Consider the following 18486-nt stretch of genomic DNA (forward strand, 5'->3'; position numbering starts at 1 on the left):
AATCCTTCTTTTCCGTAAAAAAGTTTAAGTTTTTTTAGTTTTTCTTAGTTTATCTTAGATTTACTCAATATTTCGATGTATTATGACAAAAATATTCACAAAATAGCTCATTTTTGTCGAAAAATCTTTATTTTATTGTAACACAAATGCATGATCATGGTATCCCAAATTAAAAAATCTCTTATCAGCAAGCACTGATAAGAGATTTGCCATAACTATTCACTTTTAACTTGCCTTTTCTTGTTCACCTTTATAAATATCGATCCCTGCTTCATGCAACATCCATTCGATGTGAACACCATAACCAGACGTTGGATCATTAACGAAAACATGTGTTACTGCTCCAATTACTTTTCCATCTTGAATAATTGGGCTCCCACTCATCCCTTGTACAATTCCACCAGTTTTATCCAATAATTCTTTATCCGTTATCTTAATGATCATACCTTTAGTGGCTGGATATTTTTGATTCACACTATTCACTACTTCTACATCAAATTCCTTTACTTCTTCTCCTTCAACCACAGTTAGTATCTTTGCAGGACCTTCTTTCACTTCATGTGGTAACGTAATTGGCATTGGCTCATTCATGTAACCTTCCGAAAGGTTTCTGTCTAATTTGCCAAACACCCCAAATGGACTGTTCTTAGTAATATTACCTATCTGCCTTTCACCTGCAGAAAATTCAGCCTGTTTCTCACCAGGGTTTCCATTTTGACCTTTGTCAATTGACTTTATATTGGATTTTACTATTGTTCCATTATTTATTTCAATGGGTTTACGCGTGTCCATGTCAGAAATTACATGGCCTAGCGCTCCGTATTTCTTTGACTTTGGATCATAAAATGTCATTGTTCCAATGCCCGCTGCCGAATCTCTAATATATAGACCAATTCGGTAGCTATTGTCTTTTGAATCTAAATAAGGTTTTAATTCAGTCTTAAACGTCTTGTCTTCTCTTTTTACTTCTACATGAAGTGGCTCCTCTTTTTCACCTGCTTCGTTAACAAAAGGAGTTACTTCCTTCATATTGTTAATTTTTTGACCATTAATACTTAAAAGTGTATCACCGACTTGTATTCCTGCCTCTTCACCAGGTGATACTTCTCCTTCATTTGTATCAACAAGATGGTGTCCTACGACTAAAACACCTAGCGTTTGTAAGTTGACACCAATTGATTGTCCACCAGGAATGATTCTAAAATCATCTAAGACCTCTACATTAACTCTTTTTACAGGAATACCTGCCATTTCATATACAATGTCACTGCTTCCTGCTTCTAATGTTTGAAATTCAGATGAATTAATCGCTTCAATAACTTGATTTGATTCGTTTGAATGGACTGAAACCGCGTTTCCCATAACGGGAAGTGAAATTGATTGTTCTGTATTGTTAAATGTGGTTATTTGACTTGGTATAGAAAGATATGTCTGTATCGGTGTTAAAAATGGAATGCAAAGGAAAGTAACAAGGAGCAATATTCCTATTCCTTTTCGAATCCAATTATTATTCATATTTTCACTCTCCTCGTTCCTAACCCATATTTTATTTCTGTATTTCTAATTTGACCTTACGTTGTTATTTTTAAACCAAGCAAAGATGAGAAATTTGGGTTAACTTTTCCTGTAATAATATTGGTTCAAAGAGTTTTCTAAACGCTTACTCATTATTCTCTCACGTTAGACAATAATAAAACGAAGATATCCAAATTAGTAAGAATTGGCTTGAAGAGGTTAGAAAAATTCATTTCGCTCCTCATAAACGAATTTCTTATACTTTATACCCGTAATTTTTTTATAAAAAAATAAAAACCTTACCATTTATAATGGCAAGGTTAGTGAATAGTATTTTTAACTGTAGTTTTATGTTTTTCCGCTAACGTAATTAGTTCTTTTGCATGACTCATGGATGTTTCGGTCAGTTCAGCTCCAGTGGTCATTCGCCCAATTTCCTCAATTCGATCATCTTGTTCGAGTTCTTTTACAACCGTACTCGTGCGATCATTTGAAACATGTTTTTCGATAAGTAAATGGGTGTCTGCCATGGATGCTACTTGAGGAAGATGTGTAATACATAGCACTTGGGATCCTACTGCAACGCCATATATTTTTTCAGCAATTGCCTGGGCAACTCTTCCGCTAACACCAGTATCTACTTCATCAAATATAACACTTGTAACACCTTGGTGTTTAGCGAAAATTCGTTTTAATGCTAACATAATCCTAGATAATTCCCCACCTGATGCAACTTTATTTAATTCTTTTAAGGGCTCTCCGGGATTTGTTGTGATAAGAAATTTAATACTATCCATTCCATTTGGAGTTAAATGAACTGGAAAACCATCATATTCTAAATCGTTTGACGTCCCTTTTTTAATACTAATATCCACATCAAATGCCGCTTTTTCTAGATATAAATCCTTCAACTCTTTATGTATGTCTTTAATCAATGATGTTGCGGCTTCCTTACGAAGGTCGTGAAGTTGTTTAGCTTCTAATAAAGTATCATTACCTACTTCAAACACTTCATTTTCTAGTTTTAGTAAATGAGAGTCTCTGTTTTGAATTTCGTCTACTTCATCTTCAATTTTGGATGCATATGCAAGCATTTCCGACACAGATTGGCCGTACTTTTTTTTCAAACGGTTTATTTCATTTAATCGGCCTTCTAAGTAATTTAATCTTTCAGGATCAAACTCAAGTCCATCTAAATAATTTCTCAAATCGTAAGTTAATTCTTCTATTAAAAAAAAGTTGTTTGACAATGATTCCTGCTTTTCTTTTAAGTGATCATCGTACTCACTTGCTTGTTCTAGTCCATTTAAAGCTAAAGATAACCAATCTAAGCCTTTCTGCTCTCCATATAATGCATTATATGCATCTTGAATTCCTTTATAGATACGTTCATAATTGATAAGCTTCTGACGTTCTTCTGACAATAAATGATCTTCATCCGGACTTAATTCAGCATTCCGTAATTCATTTAATTGAAATTGCAATAAGTCCAAACGTTGTGCCATCTCTTGTTCGTTTTCCGTTAATTCTTTATAACGTTTGCGTAAACTGTTTAATTGATGATAAAAAACCAAATATTCTTCTTTAGCTTGATCCATCGTTTCTTTTTTATATAGATCTAATAGCTCAATATGACGCTCTACATCCATAAGGGATTGGGTCTCATGTTGACTGTGAATATCAATCATCGTTTTTCCTATTTCTTTTAGAATAGCAAGCGTAACTAAGTTACCATTTACTCGACATATACTTTTTCCATTCGCGGTGATTGTGCGGTTTAATACAATCATCCCGTCCTCATCAATGTCGATTCCATAATGCTTTGCTTTTTTAAAAATCGGATGTGACCGGTCATCAATAATAAATAGTCCCTCTAGATTAGCTTTCTTTGCACCGTATCGCACAAATTCCACTGATCCTCTTCCTCCTGAAAGAAGTTCTACAGCATCAATTATAATCGATTTACCCGCTCCTGTTTCACCGGTTAGTACCGTTAAACCGTCCCTAAATGTAATGGTTATTTCATCAATAATCGCAAAGTCTTTTATTGATAGTTCTGTTAACATATATTCCACCTCAATCTGTGGTCGAATTTAGCAAATTATAACATCTCTAGTAATTGGTCCTTTATTTTTATCGACTCATCTTCAGTACGACAAATTATTAAGATCGTATCATCCCCGCAAATGGTTCCTAATATTTCAGTCCAATCTAAATTATCTATGAGCGCTCCTACAGCATTTGCGTTTCCAGGTAAAGTTTTAAGCACGATAAAATGACCAGCTGTGTCTATTCTTACAAACGCGTCCATTATTAATCTTCTCAACTTCTCTAAGGGATTAAATCGTTGATCGGCAGGTAGACTGTACTTATAGCGACCATCGATCATTGGTACTTTTACTAAGTGTAGCTCTTTTATATCCCGCGATACGGTGGCTTGTGTAACGTTATATCCAAGTCTTCTTAATTGATCAACTAGATCATCTTGTGTCTCAATGTCCTTATCCGTAATTAATTCACGAATTTTAATATGACGTTGTGCCTTATTCACAGTTGGTCCTCCTCATACTTACAATTAAATAATGGCATGTAAAAATTGGGCTACAGAGTGCAGCCCAATGAAATTACAATTTTTTTTGTTGCAGTATTTGGTGCGCTTCATTGACTACTTTGTCAATTTCGACATTGATCTCTCTTTTTCCTTCTTTTTCTGATTGATTCCATTGTAAGTGGGCCAAAAATTCAATATTTCCATCCCCACCAGTTATAGGCGAATAAGTAAGATCTCTGATTGCATAACCTTCATTTATAGCAAATGTTAATATATTCAAAATAACTTGCTCATGTATACTCGGATCACGAACGATACCTTTTTTACCAACTTGATCTTTTCCAGCTTCAAATTGTGGTTTAATTAACGCAACGATATCACTACCGTCTGTTAACAATTGGGCTAAAACTGGAAGTATTAGTCTTAGTGATATAAAAGATACATCAATAGAAGCAAAATTTGGTTGACCCCTTTTTAACATGTCTGGGGTTACATAACGGAAGTTTGTTTTTTCCATTACGACCACACGATCATCGTTCCTTAGTTTCCAATCCAATTGGTTATAGCCGACATCTACAGCATAACTTAATGTTGCACCATGTTGCAGGGCACAATCTGTAAATCCACCGGTTGATGAACCTACGTCAATCATTGTTTTATTAGAAAGATCTAATTGAAAAGCTTTTAATGCCTTCTCTAATTTAAGCCCACCTCGTCCCACATATGGGATGAGTTTCCCTTTTACCTTCAAAGGGATATCTTCGTCTACCTTCATCCCTGGCTTGTCTAAACGAACAGTGTCAGAATAAACTAAGCCAGCCATGATTGTTCTTTTAGCTTTTTCTCTTGTTTCAATTAAATCTCTCTCCACTAACAAGATGTCAAGTCGTGTTTTTTTACTCATATCATTCAAGCCTTCTTTTGTTTACTTGGTAACATTTGCAAAAGTGTATGAATAGCTGTTTCTTTTGTTAAACCAATTTCTGAAAGCAACTCTTCTACTTTACCATGCTCTATAAAACGGTCTGGAATACCCATTCGTTTTACTTTTACATTATCATAATGGTGTTCCTCCGCAAACTCTAATACCGCACTACCAAACCCACCTTGTAACGCAGCCTCTTCAATCGTAAGAATTGGTATATTGCTAGCCATGATTTGATGGAGCATATCCTCATCTAATGGTTTAATAAAACGTGCATTGACAACACGGACAGAGTAACCTTGTTCTTTTAATTCTTCACGAGCATCAAGCGCCATATCAATCGTCGTTCCAAATGTAAGTATGACGCCATCTGAACCTTCTTCAAGAATTTCCCAAGAACCAATAGGAATGGTTGATAGTGATTCATCCATCGGTATCCCTAGTGCATTCCCTCTAGGGAACCTTAATGCAATTGGACCATTATCATAATCAATAGCGGTTTGAACCATATGTTGACATTCATTCTCGTCTTTAGGCATCATAATTACCATATTAGGCATGTGCCTTAAGAATGAAATATCAAATACACCTTGGTGTGTTTCTCCATCAGCACCAACTAAGCCTGAACGGTCAATACCAAAAGCAACGTTTAAATTTTGTCTACATACATCATGTAGCACTTGATCATATGCTCGTTGTAAAAAGGTAGAATAGATGGCCAAAAACGGTTTCATGCCTTGTGTTGCTAATCCGGCAGCCATTGTTGTTGCGTGTTGTTCTGCGATCCCGACATCAAAAAGACGATCTGGAAATTCTTGTTGGAATTTATCTAGTTTTGAACCAAGAATCATGGCAGGCGTAATGACGGTTAACCTTTCTTCTTGTCTTGCAATTTTTTGCAATGTTCCACTTACTACAGAACTCCAAGCAGGCGGCGCATGTAAAGGTGCTATTTTTTCACCTGAATCAATCTTATAAGGACCCACACCATGCCATTTATCCTTTTTATCTGATTCTGCAGGAAAGTAACCCTTTCCTTTTTGGGTAATTACATGTACAAGAACTGGACCTTCTGTTTTCTTTGCATACTGCAGATTTTCTTGAAGGGCTGTGAAATCATGCCCGTCCACAGGACCATAGTAGGTGAATCCAAATTCTTCAAACAACATACCTGGGACCATAAAATACTTCATACTGTCCTTTACACGTTCTGCTGTATGGGCTAATTTCCCACCTACAGCAGGTATTTTCTTTAATAACCACTCTAATTCATCTTTAACTCGGTTGTATTTCCCTGCACTTCTCATTCTACCTAAGGCATTATGAAGCGCACCTACATTATTTGCAATAGACATTTCGTTGTCGTTAAGAATAACAATCATATTTTTCTTCTCATGACCAATGTGATTTAAAGCCTCTAAAGCCATACCACCCGTCAGAGCTCCGTCACCGATTATAGGAACGATATGATTATCTTCGCCTTTCATATCACGTGCAATGGTCATACCCATAGCCGCAGACAGAGAAGTAGAGCTATGTCCTGCTTCCCAAACGTCATGCTCACTTTCGCTCATCTTAGGAAATCCACATAAACCTTTGTATTGCCTTAGTGTTTCAAATTGAGCCGTTCTCCCTGTTAACATCTTATGAATATATGCTTGGTGTCCAACGTCAAAAAGAAACTTATCCTTTGGGCTTGTAAAGTTTTTATGCAAAGCTAAGGTTAACTCTACCACACCAAGATTCGCTCCTAGATGCCCCCCAGTAACTGACAATTTCTCGATCAGAAACTGTCTTATTGTATAAGCTAAAACTTCTAATTCTTCGTTAGTTAATTCTTTTAGGAACGAAGGATCTTTAATGCTAGTAAGATCCATAATGGGATTCCTCCCTTTTAAGTTTATTTAATTACCTTTATTTTAAGTTTATCTTCTATAAACGCAATCATTTTACCTACAAAGAATATAATATCAGTAGATGCATGGATTGCAAAGAACTTTCCTACTGCTTTACCACCTACTGTCAATGCTGCAACTAAGCTAGTTAAAAAGACAGAGATCACAATTTGCAATGTTGTTCCTTCACCATAACCCATAACATTTGCCACCTGCAATACAACTATTGCTGAAGCTGTACCACTGACAATTCCTGATATATCTCCAATAACATCGTTACAAAAACTAGCGAATCGATCTGCATTTCGGACTATGACAATAGCCTGTTTGGAACCGCTTACCTTCTCAGCTGCCATTGCGTGAAATGGCACTTCATCAGCAGCTGTAGCCGCAATTCCTAACATATCGAAAAAAACGCCAATAAACACAATTGTTAATACAATTAATAACCCAATAATCCACACTACCTCACTTAATATCGAGGAGGAAATAACTGAAAAAATAGCCGCTAACACAAACGTGATAACGGCGATACTTATACTAAATTTTATCGACTTTTGTAATTGCGATTTAGACATTTATGATTACCTCTAAGTAAAAGATTTATTTATTATGTAAGTAGGAATGGTCATTTAAAAGGTAAAAACTGCGGCTTAGGTCCAGTAGGTTTTCCCAGACAGGTACCGAATGTTGCCATTCTGGCGGTTCCCCTTTAAACCCATCTTAGCGTTGTTGCCAACAGCTAGACTGGATTGCCACTTAGTCCGCACTATAATCCCTTTTAAATGTCCTTTTGGAACAGTCTAGGAGATTTCCTCAACAGCCCTTTACCGTTCCCTAGCCTCTTTTGCAGTACAGATTTCATATGGATGAAAAGTGTAACAAACAGTGGCCATCTGTCTATTTACACTCGTGACCATAATCCCCTCTGGACCACTCAAGGCAGGCTACGCTGCGGATAGAGAGATTAATCCCTACCTACGCAGGTTCATACCCCATTCCATCGCAAATACTAGGCTTAGTATTCACCACAGAGATGGGCCTCCGCGGAAACAGGGTCTTCGCCCACATGCCTTTGTGGATCGCCCTGCAACCTTAACTCCCAGCACTGACCCAAGGCTGGGCGCCTCAAGCCAGCACAAGGAACTTCATCGATGTGCCCTTTGGCGGATTTTTAGGCCCGCCTTCAGGAACGGAGGACTGACTAGAATACTGCACCATTCCCAATGTATAAATAATATAACATAGAATAAGTATTTACTCAATCCATCTGCTAATAATCGCGATTGCTCAAATAATCAGTTAATTCATCTAATAAAGAGTTTTCCAATCCAGCACTATGTAAAGCTGCTTTAGCCTTTTGCACATACATCTGCTTTTGCTCTATTGCACCTGAAAGGCCAAGTAATTTCGGAAATGTACTCTTAAAATTCGTTTCGTCACTTCCAATTGGTTTACCAAGTAACTGCTCATCACCAGACACATCTAAGATGTCGTCCTGAACCTGAAATATTAAACCTGTATAATCAGCAAAGGACTCCAGAGCTTGTAACTGCTCCTTATTAGCACCACCAATATATGCTCCACTAATGATAGCAAACTTAATTAATTGTCCGGTTTTTAACCGATGGATTTGCTCTAATTCATGCAAGGCTGTTTCCATATGTTCCGCTTGCAAGTCTAAAATTTGACCACCAACCATTCCTTCAGGACCACTTGCTTGAGCTAGCTCTCGGACTAAAAATGATTTTTGTTCGGCGCTTAATTGTGGATCACTTGCAATTGCTTTAAAACTCAATGTAAGCAGTCCATCTCCTGCCAATATGGCAGTTGCTTCATCAAATTTACGATGATTAGTTGGCTTTCCTCTTCTAAAGTTATCATCATCCATTGCGGGTAGATCGTCATGAATTAATGAATATGTATGAATCATTTCTAAAGCTAAAGCTACAGTCATTACAGAATTATAGTCCCCACCAAATGACTCACAACTAGCCATCATTAATACTGGCCGAATTCGTTTTCCTCCAGCCTCAAGGGAATATAGCATCGATTCTTTTAATGTTGTGGGTATGTTGGTTTGTTCAACAAATGAAGTTAAAGACTTGTTAACGATATGTTGTCGTTCAGTTATATAACTCGATAACAGCACGGTCACGCTATTCTTCCTCCTGAATGATAAATGGTTCCATTTCGCCTTGCTCGTTTACGATTTGCTCCATTTGTTTTTCTACCCTTGTTAATTTTTCACTACAAACCTTCGATAACTCCATGCCTTGCTCATAATATTTTATTGCTTTTTCTAAAGGGACTTCCCCTTCTTCTAATTTTTCAATAATCTCTTCTAACTTTTCCATTGCTTCTTCAAACGTAACTTCTTGTTTATTTGTCATTATTAGTCTCCTCCTCAATTCCCCAAACTTGGCAATCTAAGCTTCCATCTACTACCTTTACAGTCATCTTGTCTCCCGGTTGCACGGAGGTAATGGATGAAATTACTTTCCCCTCATCTGTGTATGAAATGGAATACCCTCTTTTCATCGTATTTAATGGATTTAATAAGGATAATTTATCGATCATTGTACCAAATCGCTTGTCATGATCCCTAAAAATCGATTGAAAGGAACGATGATGTCTAGTTAACAGTTGTTGTAAATGATTGTTCAATTGCTTCACTTGCTTGTCAGGATGTTGTTGTATTAATCTTTTTTGCAAATATGTGTAAGAAGATCGCCTTTGATCTTGGAGCTGCGCTATACCTCTTCCCAAACGATCTACATTTTTATCTAACTGTTGTTCCTTTTGTTTAATAAGCTGTTCAGGGTATCGAAATGCATATGATTTCTTCATTTTATTTAGTCGCTCTTTATTTCTTACTATTTGGTCATTGATTACGCGTTTAAGCGATCGTTCTAGATGATGCACCTTTTCTATTAGCTCTTGTTGTGATGGAACGGCGATTTCCGCTGCACCTGTTGGCGTAGCAGCTCTTATGTCAGCTACTAGATCACTAATCGTAAAATCTGTTTCATGACCCACAGCTGATATGATTGGAATATGAGACTGAGCAATAGATCTTGCAACTATTTCCTCATTGAAGCTCCACAGTTCTTCTATGGATCCTCCACCACGCCCAACAATTAGCACGTCAAAATTGGGTGACTGATTAGCAAATTGAATTGCCTTGACTATGGATTTCGGTGCTTGATCTCCTTGAACCAACGCAGGTATGATGGTAACTTGTACAATTGGAAAGCGCCTTCGAATAGTCGTTATAATATCACGGACAGCAGCACCAGTTGGTGAGGTGATGACACCGATATGTTTGGGATACACAGGGATACTTTTTTTACGTAAAGGATCAAATAAACCCTCCGCTGCCAACTTCTCTTTTAGCTGCTCATATGCAAGATAAAGCGCTCCAATTCCATCTGGCTCCATTTGTTGAATATATAGTTGATATTGTCCTTGAGGTTCGTAGATATTTATTTCGCCTTTAAGGAGGACGTTCATACCATTTTCAGGTCTGAATTTAAGATTGCGATTATTACCTGCGAACATAACTGCTTGTATTCTAGAATAATCATCTTTAATTGTAAAATACATGTGACCACGGCTATGATGCTTAAAGTTAGAGATTTCTCCCTTTAACCAAACCTCTTTTAGATGACTATCCATTTCAAACTTCCGCTTCATATACCTTGTCAGCGCAGTAACAGTAAGATACTTATCATTCATTTTAGAAACACCCCATCTATTTATATTAGAAGTATTGCCCTTTATAAGATAGGAAAATTATCTAATTTGATGAAAATTTTTCGCAGACTTAATTGTATTATGTAATAACATTGTAATGGTCATCGGACCTACTCCCTTAGGGACTGGTGTAATAAAGGATGCTTTTTCCTTTGCTGACTCAAACTCCACATCGCCAGTTAAAGTACCGTTTTCTAATCTGTTGACACCAACATCAATGACAACTGCGCCTTCTTTAATATCATCACCAGATAAGAAGTGCGCTTTACCAACTGCCACAACTAAGATATCAGCGTCTTTTGTATAAGCACGCATGTTCTCTGTTCGAGAATGACAATAAATTACTGTCGCGTTTTCATTTAGCAATAATTGTCCAACTGGTTTTCCAACGATGTTGCTTCGCCCAACAACCACCGCTTTTTTGCCATCGATTTTAATATTCTTCGATTTTAGCATAGTTATAATACCAAATGGTGTACATGGGTAGAACGTATCCTTGCCAGTCATCATACGACCAATGTTAATTGGGTGAAAGCCATCAACATCTTTTTCAGGACTAATTGCTTCGATAATCGCCTGTTCATCAATATGATTTGGTAAAGGTAGTTGAACCAAAATACCATGTACACTATTATCTTTGTTCAATTGATCTATACGTGTTAAAAGCTCTTCTTCAGAGGTACTGCTCGGCAATTTGAATAATTCTGAATCTACCCCTACATAATCAGAAGCCTTTTGCTTCCCTTTTACATAGGATTGAGATGCAGGGTCGTCACCAATTAAAATAACCGTAAGTTTAGGTGTAATGCCTTGTTTTCTTAATCCTTCCACTTCTTCCTTCATTTCATTTCGTAATGTTACCGCAAGCTCGCTACCATAAATTACTTCTGCCGTCATTTCTTTCTCCCCCTAAATACTTATTTATTTAATCATCTTAGATAAAACACCGTTAATAAACTTTCCAGACTTATCATCCCCATACAAGTGTGCAATCTCTACAGCTTCATTAATAGCAACACCTTGTGGTATTTGTTCGTCACTAAAGAATAGTTCATAAGTAGCAATCCGTAATAAAGCTTTCTCCGCATATGCTAATCGAGATAACTTCCAATTCTCTAAGTTGTCTGTAATTTTTTGATCGATTGCTTGTCTATGTTGCACAACGCCATGTACGATACTAGTTAGATAAGCATCTTCAACGTCCTGCTCTAAAGCGAGCTCCATCGCTTCATTTGGTTCTATATCGTTTATATCGATTTGAAAGAGCACTTGAAATGCTTTTTCTCTTGCTGTTCTTCGTTTCATTATTCTGATTCTCCTTATTCAATTATATCTGCTTCAAATGATAACATTTTACAGAATGCAAAGCTATATTCATGTATGTCGAAAATTAAAATCACCCGCAAACTAAACGTATGTCATGAAAAATAGGGGCCTCTGAAAGAGATATTTAATCCCCTCGGGCCCCTATTACCATCAACATATAGCTATTTTGCAAAATGAATAATCATTTCTTTATTCTTCAACAGCAGGTTCTTTCAATTCCATATTCACGCCAACCACATGAACATTTATTTCATCAATTTCTAGAGCTGTCATGTTTTTTAACGCTTGGCGAATATTAGTCTGAATCTTTTGTGCAACATCTGGAATAGTAAAACCATAGTCAATCACAACAAATACATCTATGATTACACCATTATTGGTCAATTCAACCTTTATACCTTTACCATGCGACTGTTTCTTGCCTAAACGTTCTACAACACCAGTAGCAAAATTCCCTCTTGTGTACGACACACCTGCAACTTCAGTTGTTGCTATACCAGCAATAACTTCAATAACCTCAGGAGCAATTTCTACTCTACCTAGATTAGAATCTTCACTCACATTCAACATAGAGTTATCACCCATCTACGTTCACTCCTTATAAATATACTATAAGTAAAGCTTATCTATCATGTTTAATCTTATTACCTATTCATTATCCATTATAGTATAATTCTCTAAAAATTTCGTATTAAAATCTCCGTCTATAAACACATCATGACTCATCATACGACTATGGAAAGGAACTGTTGTAGAAACACCATCAATAACAAACTCATCGAGGGCTCTTTTCATTCGGTCAATTGCTTCTTTCCTCGTTGCACCATATGTAATCAACTTAGCGATCATGGAGTCATAATACGGCGGGATTTTGTAACCTGGATATGCTGCCGAATCAATTCTAACCCCTAATCCACCAGGTGCTAAATACATAGTGATTTCACCTGGAGAAGGCATGAAATTTTTGAATGGATTTTCTGCATTTATTCTACATTCTATCGCATGTCCTCTAAATTCAATATCCTCTTGTTTAAATGACAATTGTTCATTATTAGCAATGTTAATTTGCTCTTTTATTAAGTCTATCCCGGTAACCATCTCGGTAACAGGATGCTCTACCTGAATTCTTGTATTCATTTCCATGAAATAAAATGTCTGCTCTTTTTGGTCAAAGATAAATTCTATAGTACCCGCACCAGAGTATTCCACCGCTGCTGCAGCTTTTACTGCTGCAGTTCCCATTTTCTCACGCATTGTTTCATCGATCGCAGGCGAAGGCGTTTCTTCAATTAATTTTTGCAAACGTCTTTGAATTGTACAATCACGTTCACCTAAATGAACAACGTTACCAAAGTTATCTGCAAGTACTTGTATTTCAACATGACGGAAATCTTCTATAAATTTTTCTATATAAACGCCAGGATTACCAAATGCTTTTTCCGCTTCATTTTGTGTAACCCGTATTCCTTTAATAAGTTCTTCTTCTGTTCTTGCTACTCGGATCCCTTTTCCACCACCACCGGCAGTAGCTTTAATAATAACTGGATATCCAATTTTTTCGGCAACTTCTATTCCTTGTTGCTCATTTTCAATTATACCGTCTGATCCCGGGACAATTGGCACACCTGCCTGTTTCATCGTTTCTCTTGCAACATCTTTCGTTCCCATTTTTTGAATAGCATACGCACTAGGCCCAACAAATGTAATGTTACAAGCCTTACATATCTCTGCAAAGTCTGCATTCTCAGACAAGAATCCATAACCAGGATGGATCGCATCTACTTCTGTTAGTGTTGCTACACTCATGATATTTGTAAAGTTCAAGTAACTATCCTTACTGCTCTTGGGTCCAATACAATACGATTCATCTGCAAGTTGTACATGCAAAGATTCACTATCTGCTTCCGAATAGACAGCAACAGTTTCAATTCCCATTTCCTTACAAGCTCGGATAATTCGCACCGCTATTTCCCCTCGATTAGCAATTAAGAGTTTCTTAATCACAATGTCAACCCCTTATACGTTCTTTACTCTAAATAGTGGTTGGCCGTATTCTACAAGCTCACCATTTTCAACTAATATTTCTACAATCTCGCCATTTACCTCTGCTTCAATTTCATTAAAAAGTTTCATCGCTTCCACAATACAAACCACTGTATCTGCTTTTACTTTATCTCCAGATTGTACGAAAGGATCTTTATCAGGAGATGGTGAGCTATAAAAAGTACCTACCATAGGCGAAACAATTTCATGGTCATAATTAGCAACAGTAGGTTGTTCTGTTCCTGCCTGTTCACCTGATGAGGTTTGATTACTTTGATCTACAACAGCCGTTGCTGGTGCCGGTGCAGTAACTTGTGTAGGAACTGCGTGTGAAGTAACCACCTCTCCCTTGTGTTTCTTCAACGATAATTTTGTTTCATTCGTTTCAAATGTTAATTCATCAATGGAAGACTCATCGATTCGTTTAATCAATTCATGTATTTCTTCAATTTTTAGCATTTTATGCACCCCTCTATCTTAACATTTAATAACAGGTACTAATAACTCCTCTTAACATTTTACGAGAACAAGCGTAAAACTGCAACTATTCCTTGTAGACTAATCCTATTTATTCTAATTTCGTTGGTCATTTAATACATGCATATTCTTGTCCCTTATCATATCATATGTACATTTTTTAACCAAAACTAAGCAAGTGAATGGCCTTTTAAAAAACTGACGCCCAAACTATTTTACGTTTGTGCGCCAGTTATAACATATATAGAATTTTTTCCAATTAAGAGCTAGATGGTTGATATTTCACTTGTACTTCCATCATTCCAAATTCATCTCTTGCCATTTGCATGATATTATTTGCTTCCGTTTTCGAAAGCTCATCTGCTTTTACAGTAACCACGATGTCTTGATCCGTGGACCGAACGAGGACGTCTGTATAACCTTTTTCTGATTTTAACGTCTCTTCAAGAATCATTTCCTTTGTTGAAACAGACTTGATCTCTTGAAGTCTTTCGTAGGCTTCTTCCTTCTCATCTGTAGTAGCAGAACTTGAAGCAACTACATCTTCCCATCTTTCCATTTCCATGCTTCTTTCATTAGTTAATTGCATTCTAATTGTTGCAAATAATTCATCAGAAGATGTTGAAGAAGTAACTTCTCCTTCTTCCATAGCTTGTTCTTCTGTTTCACCAACCATTGTTTGATCTACTTCTTCGCCTGAAGCGTCCAGATCTGTACTTTCTTCCCCTGCACCTGTAGTAGCAGTTTCATCTTCAAGACCATTGCTATTCAAATATGCAAGATCCTCTCCACTTGGTGAACTCATGTAGTAAACACTAAGCACAATCATAAGACTTAACATGGTTAGTAACCATACCGTTTGTTTTTTTAACATTTGTATTCCTCCCCTTATTTTTTAGGCATAACTGAGATTCTATGAGATGGGACATCGAGCACCCTCGATACAGCTTCTACTACCCATTGCTGTAATTCGATGTGATCAACGCCTTTTGCAACTACCAATACACCTCTTACACTTGGTTTCTTTGTATGAACGATAAGTGGTACTTCTTGATCCCCTTGCCTCACAATTACCACTTGTTGCTCTTCCGTATTATCTTCCACAAGTCTTTCCCCACCATTTTGATCATTTTCTTCTGTGGTTTGTTTTCCTACTATTAGATTCTTTTCAAATACCTTTTGTTTCGTAGAATCTAAATTAACCATTACTTCCACTTCGGATATCCCAGCGATTTTCTCTAATAAGTTTGTGAGGTCTTCTTCATATTGCGCCTCTATTTCTGAGACTTGATCTGTCTTTTCATCTTCTTTGTTTGAAAGAAAAACTTCTTCCTCACTCGATGTTGCATTATTATCTGGGATCGATATTGAATTGTTCTCGTCAGTGGAACCTTGGAACATATTACTAACGATTAAGACAAGAAAACCAATTAAGGCTATTACAAGGATATATCCCATCTTTGTTGGTTTTTTTCCATCTTCGGTTTTCAATTTTAATTGTGAGAATAATTTTCGAAATGGATTTTCCACTATACCCCTCCCTCCCATAGAATCGAAATATCTTGATCTTCTTCTTCTAGCTGCCATGATTCATATAAAAAAGACGTTATGTCTTCTATTTCGGGTGGTAATTCTTCGCTAGTATCTGGATCATCAACAGAAATGACTACCTCTTGAACTGCACCCATTTTTTGTTCATCCACTTTCATAAGTGTTACATAAATTGTTTTTAAGCTTTCAAGAGTAATAGCTGCTTGCTCCTCTTTATCTAGTTCAAATGAAATTTCTTTGATCGCTACACCATATTGTTCACTCAACCCCTCTTCCACTTGTTTTTTCATTTGGACAGCCATCTCTTCTACAACATATGCAGCTTGTACCTGTTGTATTTCACTTTTCTTTAATTCTATTGAATTTTTCATTTCTTCATCTTCTATTGCGGTATTAAAGAAGGGTGAAGTGTTGTCTACTAAGCTTTCTACATCAACTTGAAACAAATGAAATAAAGGTTGTAGAAAAATTAATATTAATAAAAGGCCGACAACCATATTAATGTATTTTTTCATGGAAGAGTTAGGTAATAAAAGTTCGATAATCATAGCCAATAAAAGAAAGAGAATAATTTGTGTTACCCAATCAATTAATACATCAATCGCTAACTCCCCCTTTTTATCTAAGCATCAACGTGAGATTACTAGATGCGACTAAAATAACAATAGCTAGAAAAAACATAAAACAAACTACCAATAATGCAGCAAAGATATAAATAATATGTTTACTAATAATATCCATACACTTGATTACTGGACCGTCACCAATTGGTTGCAACAGTGCAGATGTAATCTTGTATATAATTGCGATTACGAATACTTTAATAGCTGGAAACAATACCAATGCTATTAGGATGATAACCCCTACAATTCCCACTGCATTTTTTAGTAACAAAGATGCGCTTAAAACGGTATCTGTCGCATCTGTGAACATCTTTCCAACAACCGGAATAAAATTTCCTGTAACAAATTTTGCTGTTTTCATTGCAACACCATCTGTTATAGCCGTTGCAGCTCCTTGTACAGAAATAACCCCTGAGAAGATCGTTAAAAAGGCTGCTAAAAGCCATAAAGCCGTATTCTTTAGAAGATCAGCCAATCGTGTAACTTTGTAGCTTTCGCTTAAGGTACTTACAATATTTAACAATGCCGATAAAAAGAATAAAGGGATAACTATAGTTGATATTAAAAGTACACTAATGTGTATCAAAAAAACGATGATCGGTTGAAAGAAAGAAACGGCTACTAGATTGCCAAATGAAGCCATCAATCCTAACATTAATGGTAATAAAGCCATCATAAATCCACTCATCGTAGAGATCGTATCATTGGCATAAGAAGCCGCCAGATTAAAACTATTTAATGCTAATACAATTAAAACCATATATATAATTGCGTAAGCCACTTTACTTACAGCCTTATTTTCAAAGGAGTTCTGTAAGGTTTGCAGAACCACACAGAATAGCGTAAGCATGATTAAGGACCCTAACAGCTTGCCGTTCATCACTAACTCAAAAAACATAAATTCTAACAATCCACTTATCCATTCTTTGATTGATAAGCTATCTCCATTTTTGATAAACTCCAAAAATGATGTTTTTTCTAGTCCTGGTAAATAGCCACCATATTCGTCAACAACGTGATTCCAGTATCGTTTGACCTCTGTAAAGGAAATATCTTCAACACTAATGGATTGTTCTTCTATTTCATTACTCTGATTTACGCTTGCGGATGTCTGAAGTGGAAGTATAGAACAGAGAAGGCTTAGCATAAGTCCTGTAACGACAATTTTCATTAACTGGTTCATTCACTTAATCCTGCTCCCTTCCAATTAGGTAGGGATAAACCCTATAATTGTTTCGATAACCGCTGTTAAAATTGGTACAGCCAACACTAGTATTAAAATTTTTCCTGCTAGTTCGATCTTAGAGGCTATCGCTGATAGACCAGCATCCCTAACCATATTTGCACCGAATTCCGCTATGTATGCGATCCCTATGATTTGCAAGATGGTTTCAATGTACATGCCATTCACATTAGCTTTTTCTCCAAGCGTCTGTATTAAGTTAAGTATTTCTGAGATGTATTGAATAACAGTTACAAATATAGCTATCCCTGCAAGCAAGATAAGAAAGAAGGCGAATGAAGGCTTTTGTTCTTTCAATACAAGTACTAACAAACTTGTAACAATTCCTAGGCCAACAATTTCTACAATTTCCATTAGACTCTACCCTTGGAAAAGAAAAACAGATTTTATTTGTTGGAACAAATCAGAAATTCCATTAATTACGAAAATTAGCACGATAATAAAACCTACAAGGCTTGCAAATTGTGCATATTCTTCCTTACCCATCTGCTTCAAAATCGTGTGAATCATTGCTACAATTATTCCAATTCCAGCAATTTGAAATAATACCGATGCATCGCCAAGCATTCACCTTACTCCTT

At 36.5% G+C, this 18486-nt stretch carries 20 protein-coding genes; all 20 read right to left on the minus strand.

Annotated features, from left to right (window positions below; all coding sequences use genetic code 11):
• Nucleotides 1-225 precede the first annotated feature (225 nt).
• The 20 genes from spoIVB to spoIIIAC all read right to left on the minus strand — a co-directional run bounded on the left by spoIVB (nucleotide 226) and on the right by spoIIIAC (nucleotide 18472).
• On the minus strand, nucleotides 226-1515 hold the full coding sequence (gene spoIVB, locus NYQ66_RS17325; RefSeq protein ID WP_259871284.1) for a SpoIVB peptidase: 1290 nt from the start codon (nucleotides 1513-1515) through the stop codon (nucleotides 226-228).
• Between the two features lie 320 nt (nucleotides 1516-1835).
• Nucleotides 1836-3581: a DNA repair protein RecN gene (gene recN / locus NYQ66_RS17330; protein WP_259871286.1), complete on the minus strand. Its 1746-nt coding sequence runs from the start codon at nucleotides 3579-3581 to the stop codon at nucleotides 1836-1838.
• A 35-nt stretch (nucleotides 3582-3616) separates the two neighbouring features.
• On the minus strand, nucleotides 3617-4066 hold the full coding sequence (gene ahrC / locus NYQ66_RS17335) for a transcriptional regulator AhrC/ArgR (protein WP_259871287.1): 450 nt from the start codon (nucleotides 4064-4066) through the stop codon (nucleotides 3617-3619).
• A 73-nt stretch (nucleotides 4067-4139) separates the two neighbouring features.
• The gene (locus NYQ66_RS17340) at nucleotides 4140-4970 is read right to left on the minus strand and encodes a TlyA family RNA methyltransferase (protein WP_259871289.1); all 831 of its coding nucleotides are present in this window, start codon (nucleotides 4968-4970) and stop codon (nucleotides 4140-4142) included.
• 5 nt (nucleotides 4971-4975) lie between these two features.
• Entirely contained in the window at nucleotides 4976-6868 is a 1893-nt protein-coding gene (dxs, locus tag NYQ66_RS17345) for a 1-deoxy-D-xylulose-5-phosphate synthase (protein ID WP_259871291.1), read from the minus strand.
• 23 nt (nucleotides 6869-6891) lie between these two features.
• Complete coding sequence (locus NYQ66_RS17350) at nucleotides 6892-7464, minus strand: hypothetical protein (RefSeq protein WP_259871293.1); 573 nt, start codon at nucleotides 7462-7464, stop codon at nucleotides 6892-6894.
• Nucleotides 7465-8159: 695 nt separating this feature from the next.
• On the minus strand, nucleotides 8160-9044 hold the full coding sequence (locus tag NYQ66_RS17355) for a polyprenyl synthetase family protein (protein WP_259871295.1): 885 nt from the start codon (nucleotides 9042-9044) through the stop codon (nucleotides 8160-8162).
• A gap of 1 nt (nucleotide 9045) precedes the next feature.
• Nucleotides 9046-9279: an exodeoxyribonuclease VII small subunit gene (locus tag NYQ66_RS17360; RefSeq protein WP_259871297.1), complete on the minus strand. Its 234-nt coding sequence runs from the start codon at nucleotides 9277-9279 to the stop codon at nucleotides 9046-9048.
• Nucleotides 9269-10624 (minus strand): exodeoxyribonuclease VII large subunit, encoded by a 1356-nt coding sequence (gene xseA / locus NYQ66_RS17365; protein WP_259871299.1) that lies wholly within the window; start codon nucleotides 10622-10624, stop codon nucleotides 9269-9271. Before xseA ends, NYQ66_RS17360 begins: the two co-directional genes overlap by 11 nt.
• A gap of 57 nt (nucleotides 10625-10681) precedes the next feature.
• Nucleotides 10682-11539 carry a bifunctional methylenetetrahydrofolate dehydrogenase/methenyltetrahydrofolate cyclohydrolase FolD gene (gene folD / locus NYQ66_RS17370; protein WP_259871301.1) on the minus strand — a complete coding sequence of 286 codons (858 nt, stop codon included), beginning with the start codon at nucleotides 11537-11539 and terminating at the stop codon, nucleotides 10682-10684.
• A gap of 24 nt (nucleotides 11540-11563) precedes the next feature.
• Nucleotides 11564-11947 (minus strand): transcription antitermination factor NusB, encoded by a 384-nt coding sequence (gene nusB, locus NYQ66_RS17375; protein WP_259871306.1) that lies wholly within the window; start codon nucleotides 11945-11947, stop codon nucleotides 11564-11566.
• Nucleotides 11948-12157: 210 nt separating this feature from the next.
• Nucleotides 12158-12553, minus strand: coding sequence for an Asp23/Gls24 family envelope stress response protein (locus NYQ66_RS17380; protein ID WP_259871307.1), 396 nt, complete (start codon nucleotides 12551-12553; stop codon nucleotides 12158-12160).
• A gap of 63 nt (nucleotides 12554-12616) precedes the next feature.
• Nucleotides 12617-13972, minus strand: a complete 1356-nt coding sequence (accC, locus tag NYQ66_RS17385) for an acetyl-CoA carboxylase biotin carboxylase subunit (RefSeq protein WP_259871308.1) — start codon at nucleotides 13970-13972, stop codon at nucleotides 12617-12619.
• Nucleotides 13973-13984: 12 nt separating this feature from the next.
• Nucleotides 13985-14470, minus strand: coding sequence for an acetyl-CoA carboxylase biotin carboxyl carrier protein (gene accB, locus NYQ66_RS17390; protein WP_259871309.1), 486 nt, complete (start codon nucleotides 14468-14470; stop codon nucleotides 13985-13987).
• A 277-nt stretch (nucleotides 14471-14747) separates the two neighbouring features.
• Entirely contained in the window at nucleotides 14748-15362 is a 615-nt protein-coding gene (locus NYQ66_RS17395; RefSeq protein ID WP_259871310.1) for a SpoIIIAH-like family protein, read from the minus strand.
• A 14-nt stretch (nucleotides 15363-15376) separates the two neighbouring features.
• Nucleotides 15377-16018 (minus strand): stage III sporulation protein AG, encoded by a 642-nt coding sequence (gene spoIIIAG / locus NYQ66_RS17400; protein WP_259871311.1) that lies wholly within the window; start codon nucleotides 16016-16018, stop codon nucleotides 15377-15379.
• Nucleotides 16018-16641, minus strand: a complete 624-nt coding sequence (spoIIIAF, locus tag NYQ66_RS17405; RefSeq protein WP_311202031.1) for a stage III sporulation protein AF — start codon at nucleotides 16639-16641, stop codon at nucleotides 16018-16020. Before spoIIIAF ends, spoIIIAG begins: the two co-directional genes overlap by 1 nt.
• 16 nt (nucleotides 16642-16657) lie before the next feature.
• Complete coding sequence (gene spoIIIAE / locus NYQ66_RS17410) at nucleotides 16658-17845, minus strand: stage III sporulation protein AE (RefSeq protein WP_259871312.1); 1188 nt, start codon at nucleotides 17843-17845, stop codon at nucleotides 16658-16660.
• Nucleotides 17846-17869: 24 nt separating this feature from the next.
• Nucleotides 17870-18259, minus strand: coding sequence for a stage III sporulation protein AD (gene spoIIIAD / locus NYQ66_RS17415; protein WP_259871314.1), 390 nt, complete (start codon nucleotides 18257-18259; stop codon nucleotides 17870-17872).
• A 6-nt stretch (nucleotides 18260-18265) separates the two neighbouring features.
• Nucleotides 18266-18472, minus strand: coding sequence for a stage III sporulation protein AC (gene spoIIIAC, locus NYQ66_RS17420; RefSeq protein WP_226035050.1), 207 nt, complete (start codon nucleotides 18470-18472; stop codon nucleotides 18266-18268).
• Nucleotides 18473-18486 lie beyond the last annotated feature (14 nt).

The organism is Aquibacillus koreensis, from assembly GCF_025154055.1.
Taxonomy (GTDB): Bacteria; Bacillota; Bacilli; order Bacillales; family Amphibacillaceae; genus Aquibacillus_C; species Aquibacillus_C koreensis.

Excerpts from the sequence above, each read along its gene's own strand:
- spoIIIAE (WP_259871312.1), bottom strand. The coding sequence starts at position 17,845 with ATGAACCAGTTAATGAAAATTGTCGTTACAGGACTTATGCTAAGCCTT.
- NYQ66_RS17395 (WP_259871310.1), bottom strand. The coding sequence starts at position 15,362 with ATGTTAAAAAAACAAACGGTATGGTTACTAACCATGTTAAGTCTTATG.
- nusB (WP_259871306.1), bottom strand. The coding sequence starts at position 11,947 with ATGAAACGAAGAACAGCAAGAGAAAAAGCATTTCAAGTGCTCTTTCAA.
- folD (WP_259871301.1), bottom strand. The coding sequence starts at position 11,539 with ATGACGGCAGAAGTAATTTATGGTAGCGAGCTTGCGGTAACATTACGA.
- xseA (WP_259871299.1), bottom strand. The coding sequence starts at position 10,624 with ATGAATGATAAGTATCTTACTGTTACTGCGCTGACAAGGTATATGAAG.
- spoIVB (WP_259871284.1), bottom strand. The coding sequence starts at position 1,515 with ATGAATAATAATTGGATTCGAAAAGGAATAGGAATATTGCTCCTTGTT.
- spoIIIAC (WP_226035050.1), bottom strand. The coding sequence starts at position 18,472 with ATGCTTGGCGATGCATCGGTATTATTTCAAATTGCTGGAATTGGAATA.
- spoIIIAD (WP_259871314.1), bottom strand. The coding sequence starts at position 18,259 with ATGGAAATTGTAGAAATTGTTGGCCTAGGAATTGTTACAAGTTTGTTA.
- NYQ66_RS17340 (WP_259871289.1), bottom strand. The coding sequence starts at position 4,970 with ATGAGTAAAAAAACACGACTTGACATCTTGTTAGTGGAGAGAGATTTA.
- accB (WP_259871309.1), bottom strand. The coding sequence starts at position 14,470 with ATGCTAAAAATTGAAGAAATACATGAATTGATTAAACGAATCGATGAG.
- NYQ66_RS17380 (WP_259871307.1), bottom strand. The coding sequence starts at position 12,553 with ATGGGTGATAACTCTATGTTGAATGTGAGTGAAGATTCTAATCTAGGT.
- NYQ66_RS17360 (WP_259871297.1), bottom strand. The coding sequence starts at position 9,279 with ATGACAAATAAACAAGAAGTTACGTTTGAAGAAGCAATGGAAAAGTTA.
- recN (WP_259871286.1), bottom strand. The coding sequence starts at position 3,581 with ATGTTAACAGAACTATCAATAAAAGACTTTGCGATTATTGATGAAATA.
- NYQ66_RS17350 (WP_259871293.1), bottom strand. The coding sequence starts at position 7,464 with ATGTCTAAATCGCAATTACAAAAGTCGATAAAATTTAGTATAAGTATC.
- dxs (WP_259871291.1), bottom strand. The coding sequence starts at position 6,868 with ATGGATCTTACTAGCATTAAAGATCCTTCGTTCCTAAAAGAATTAACT.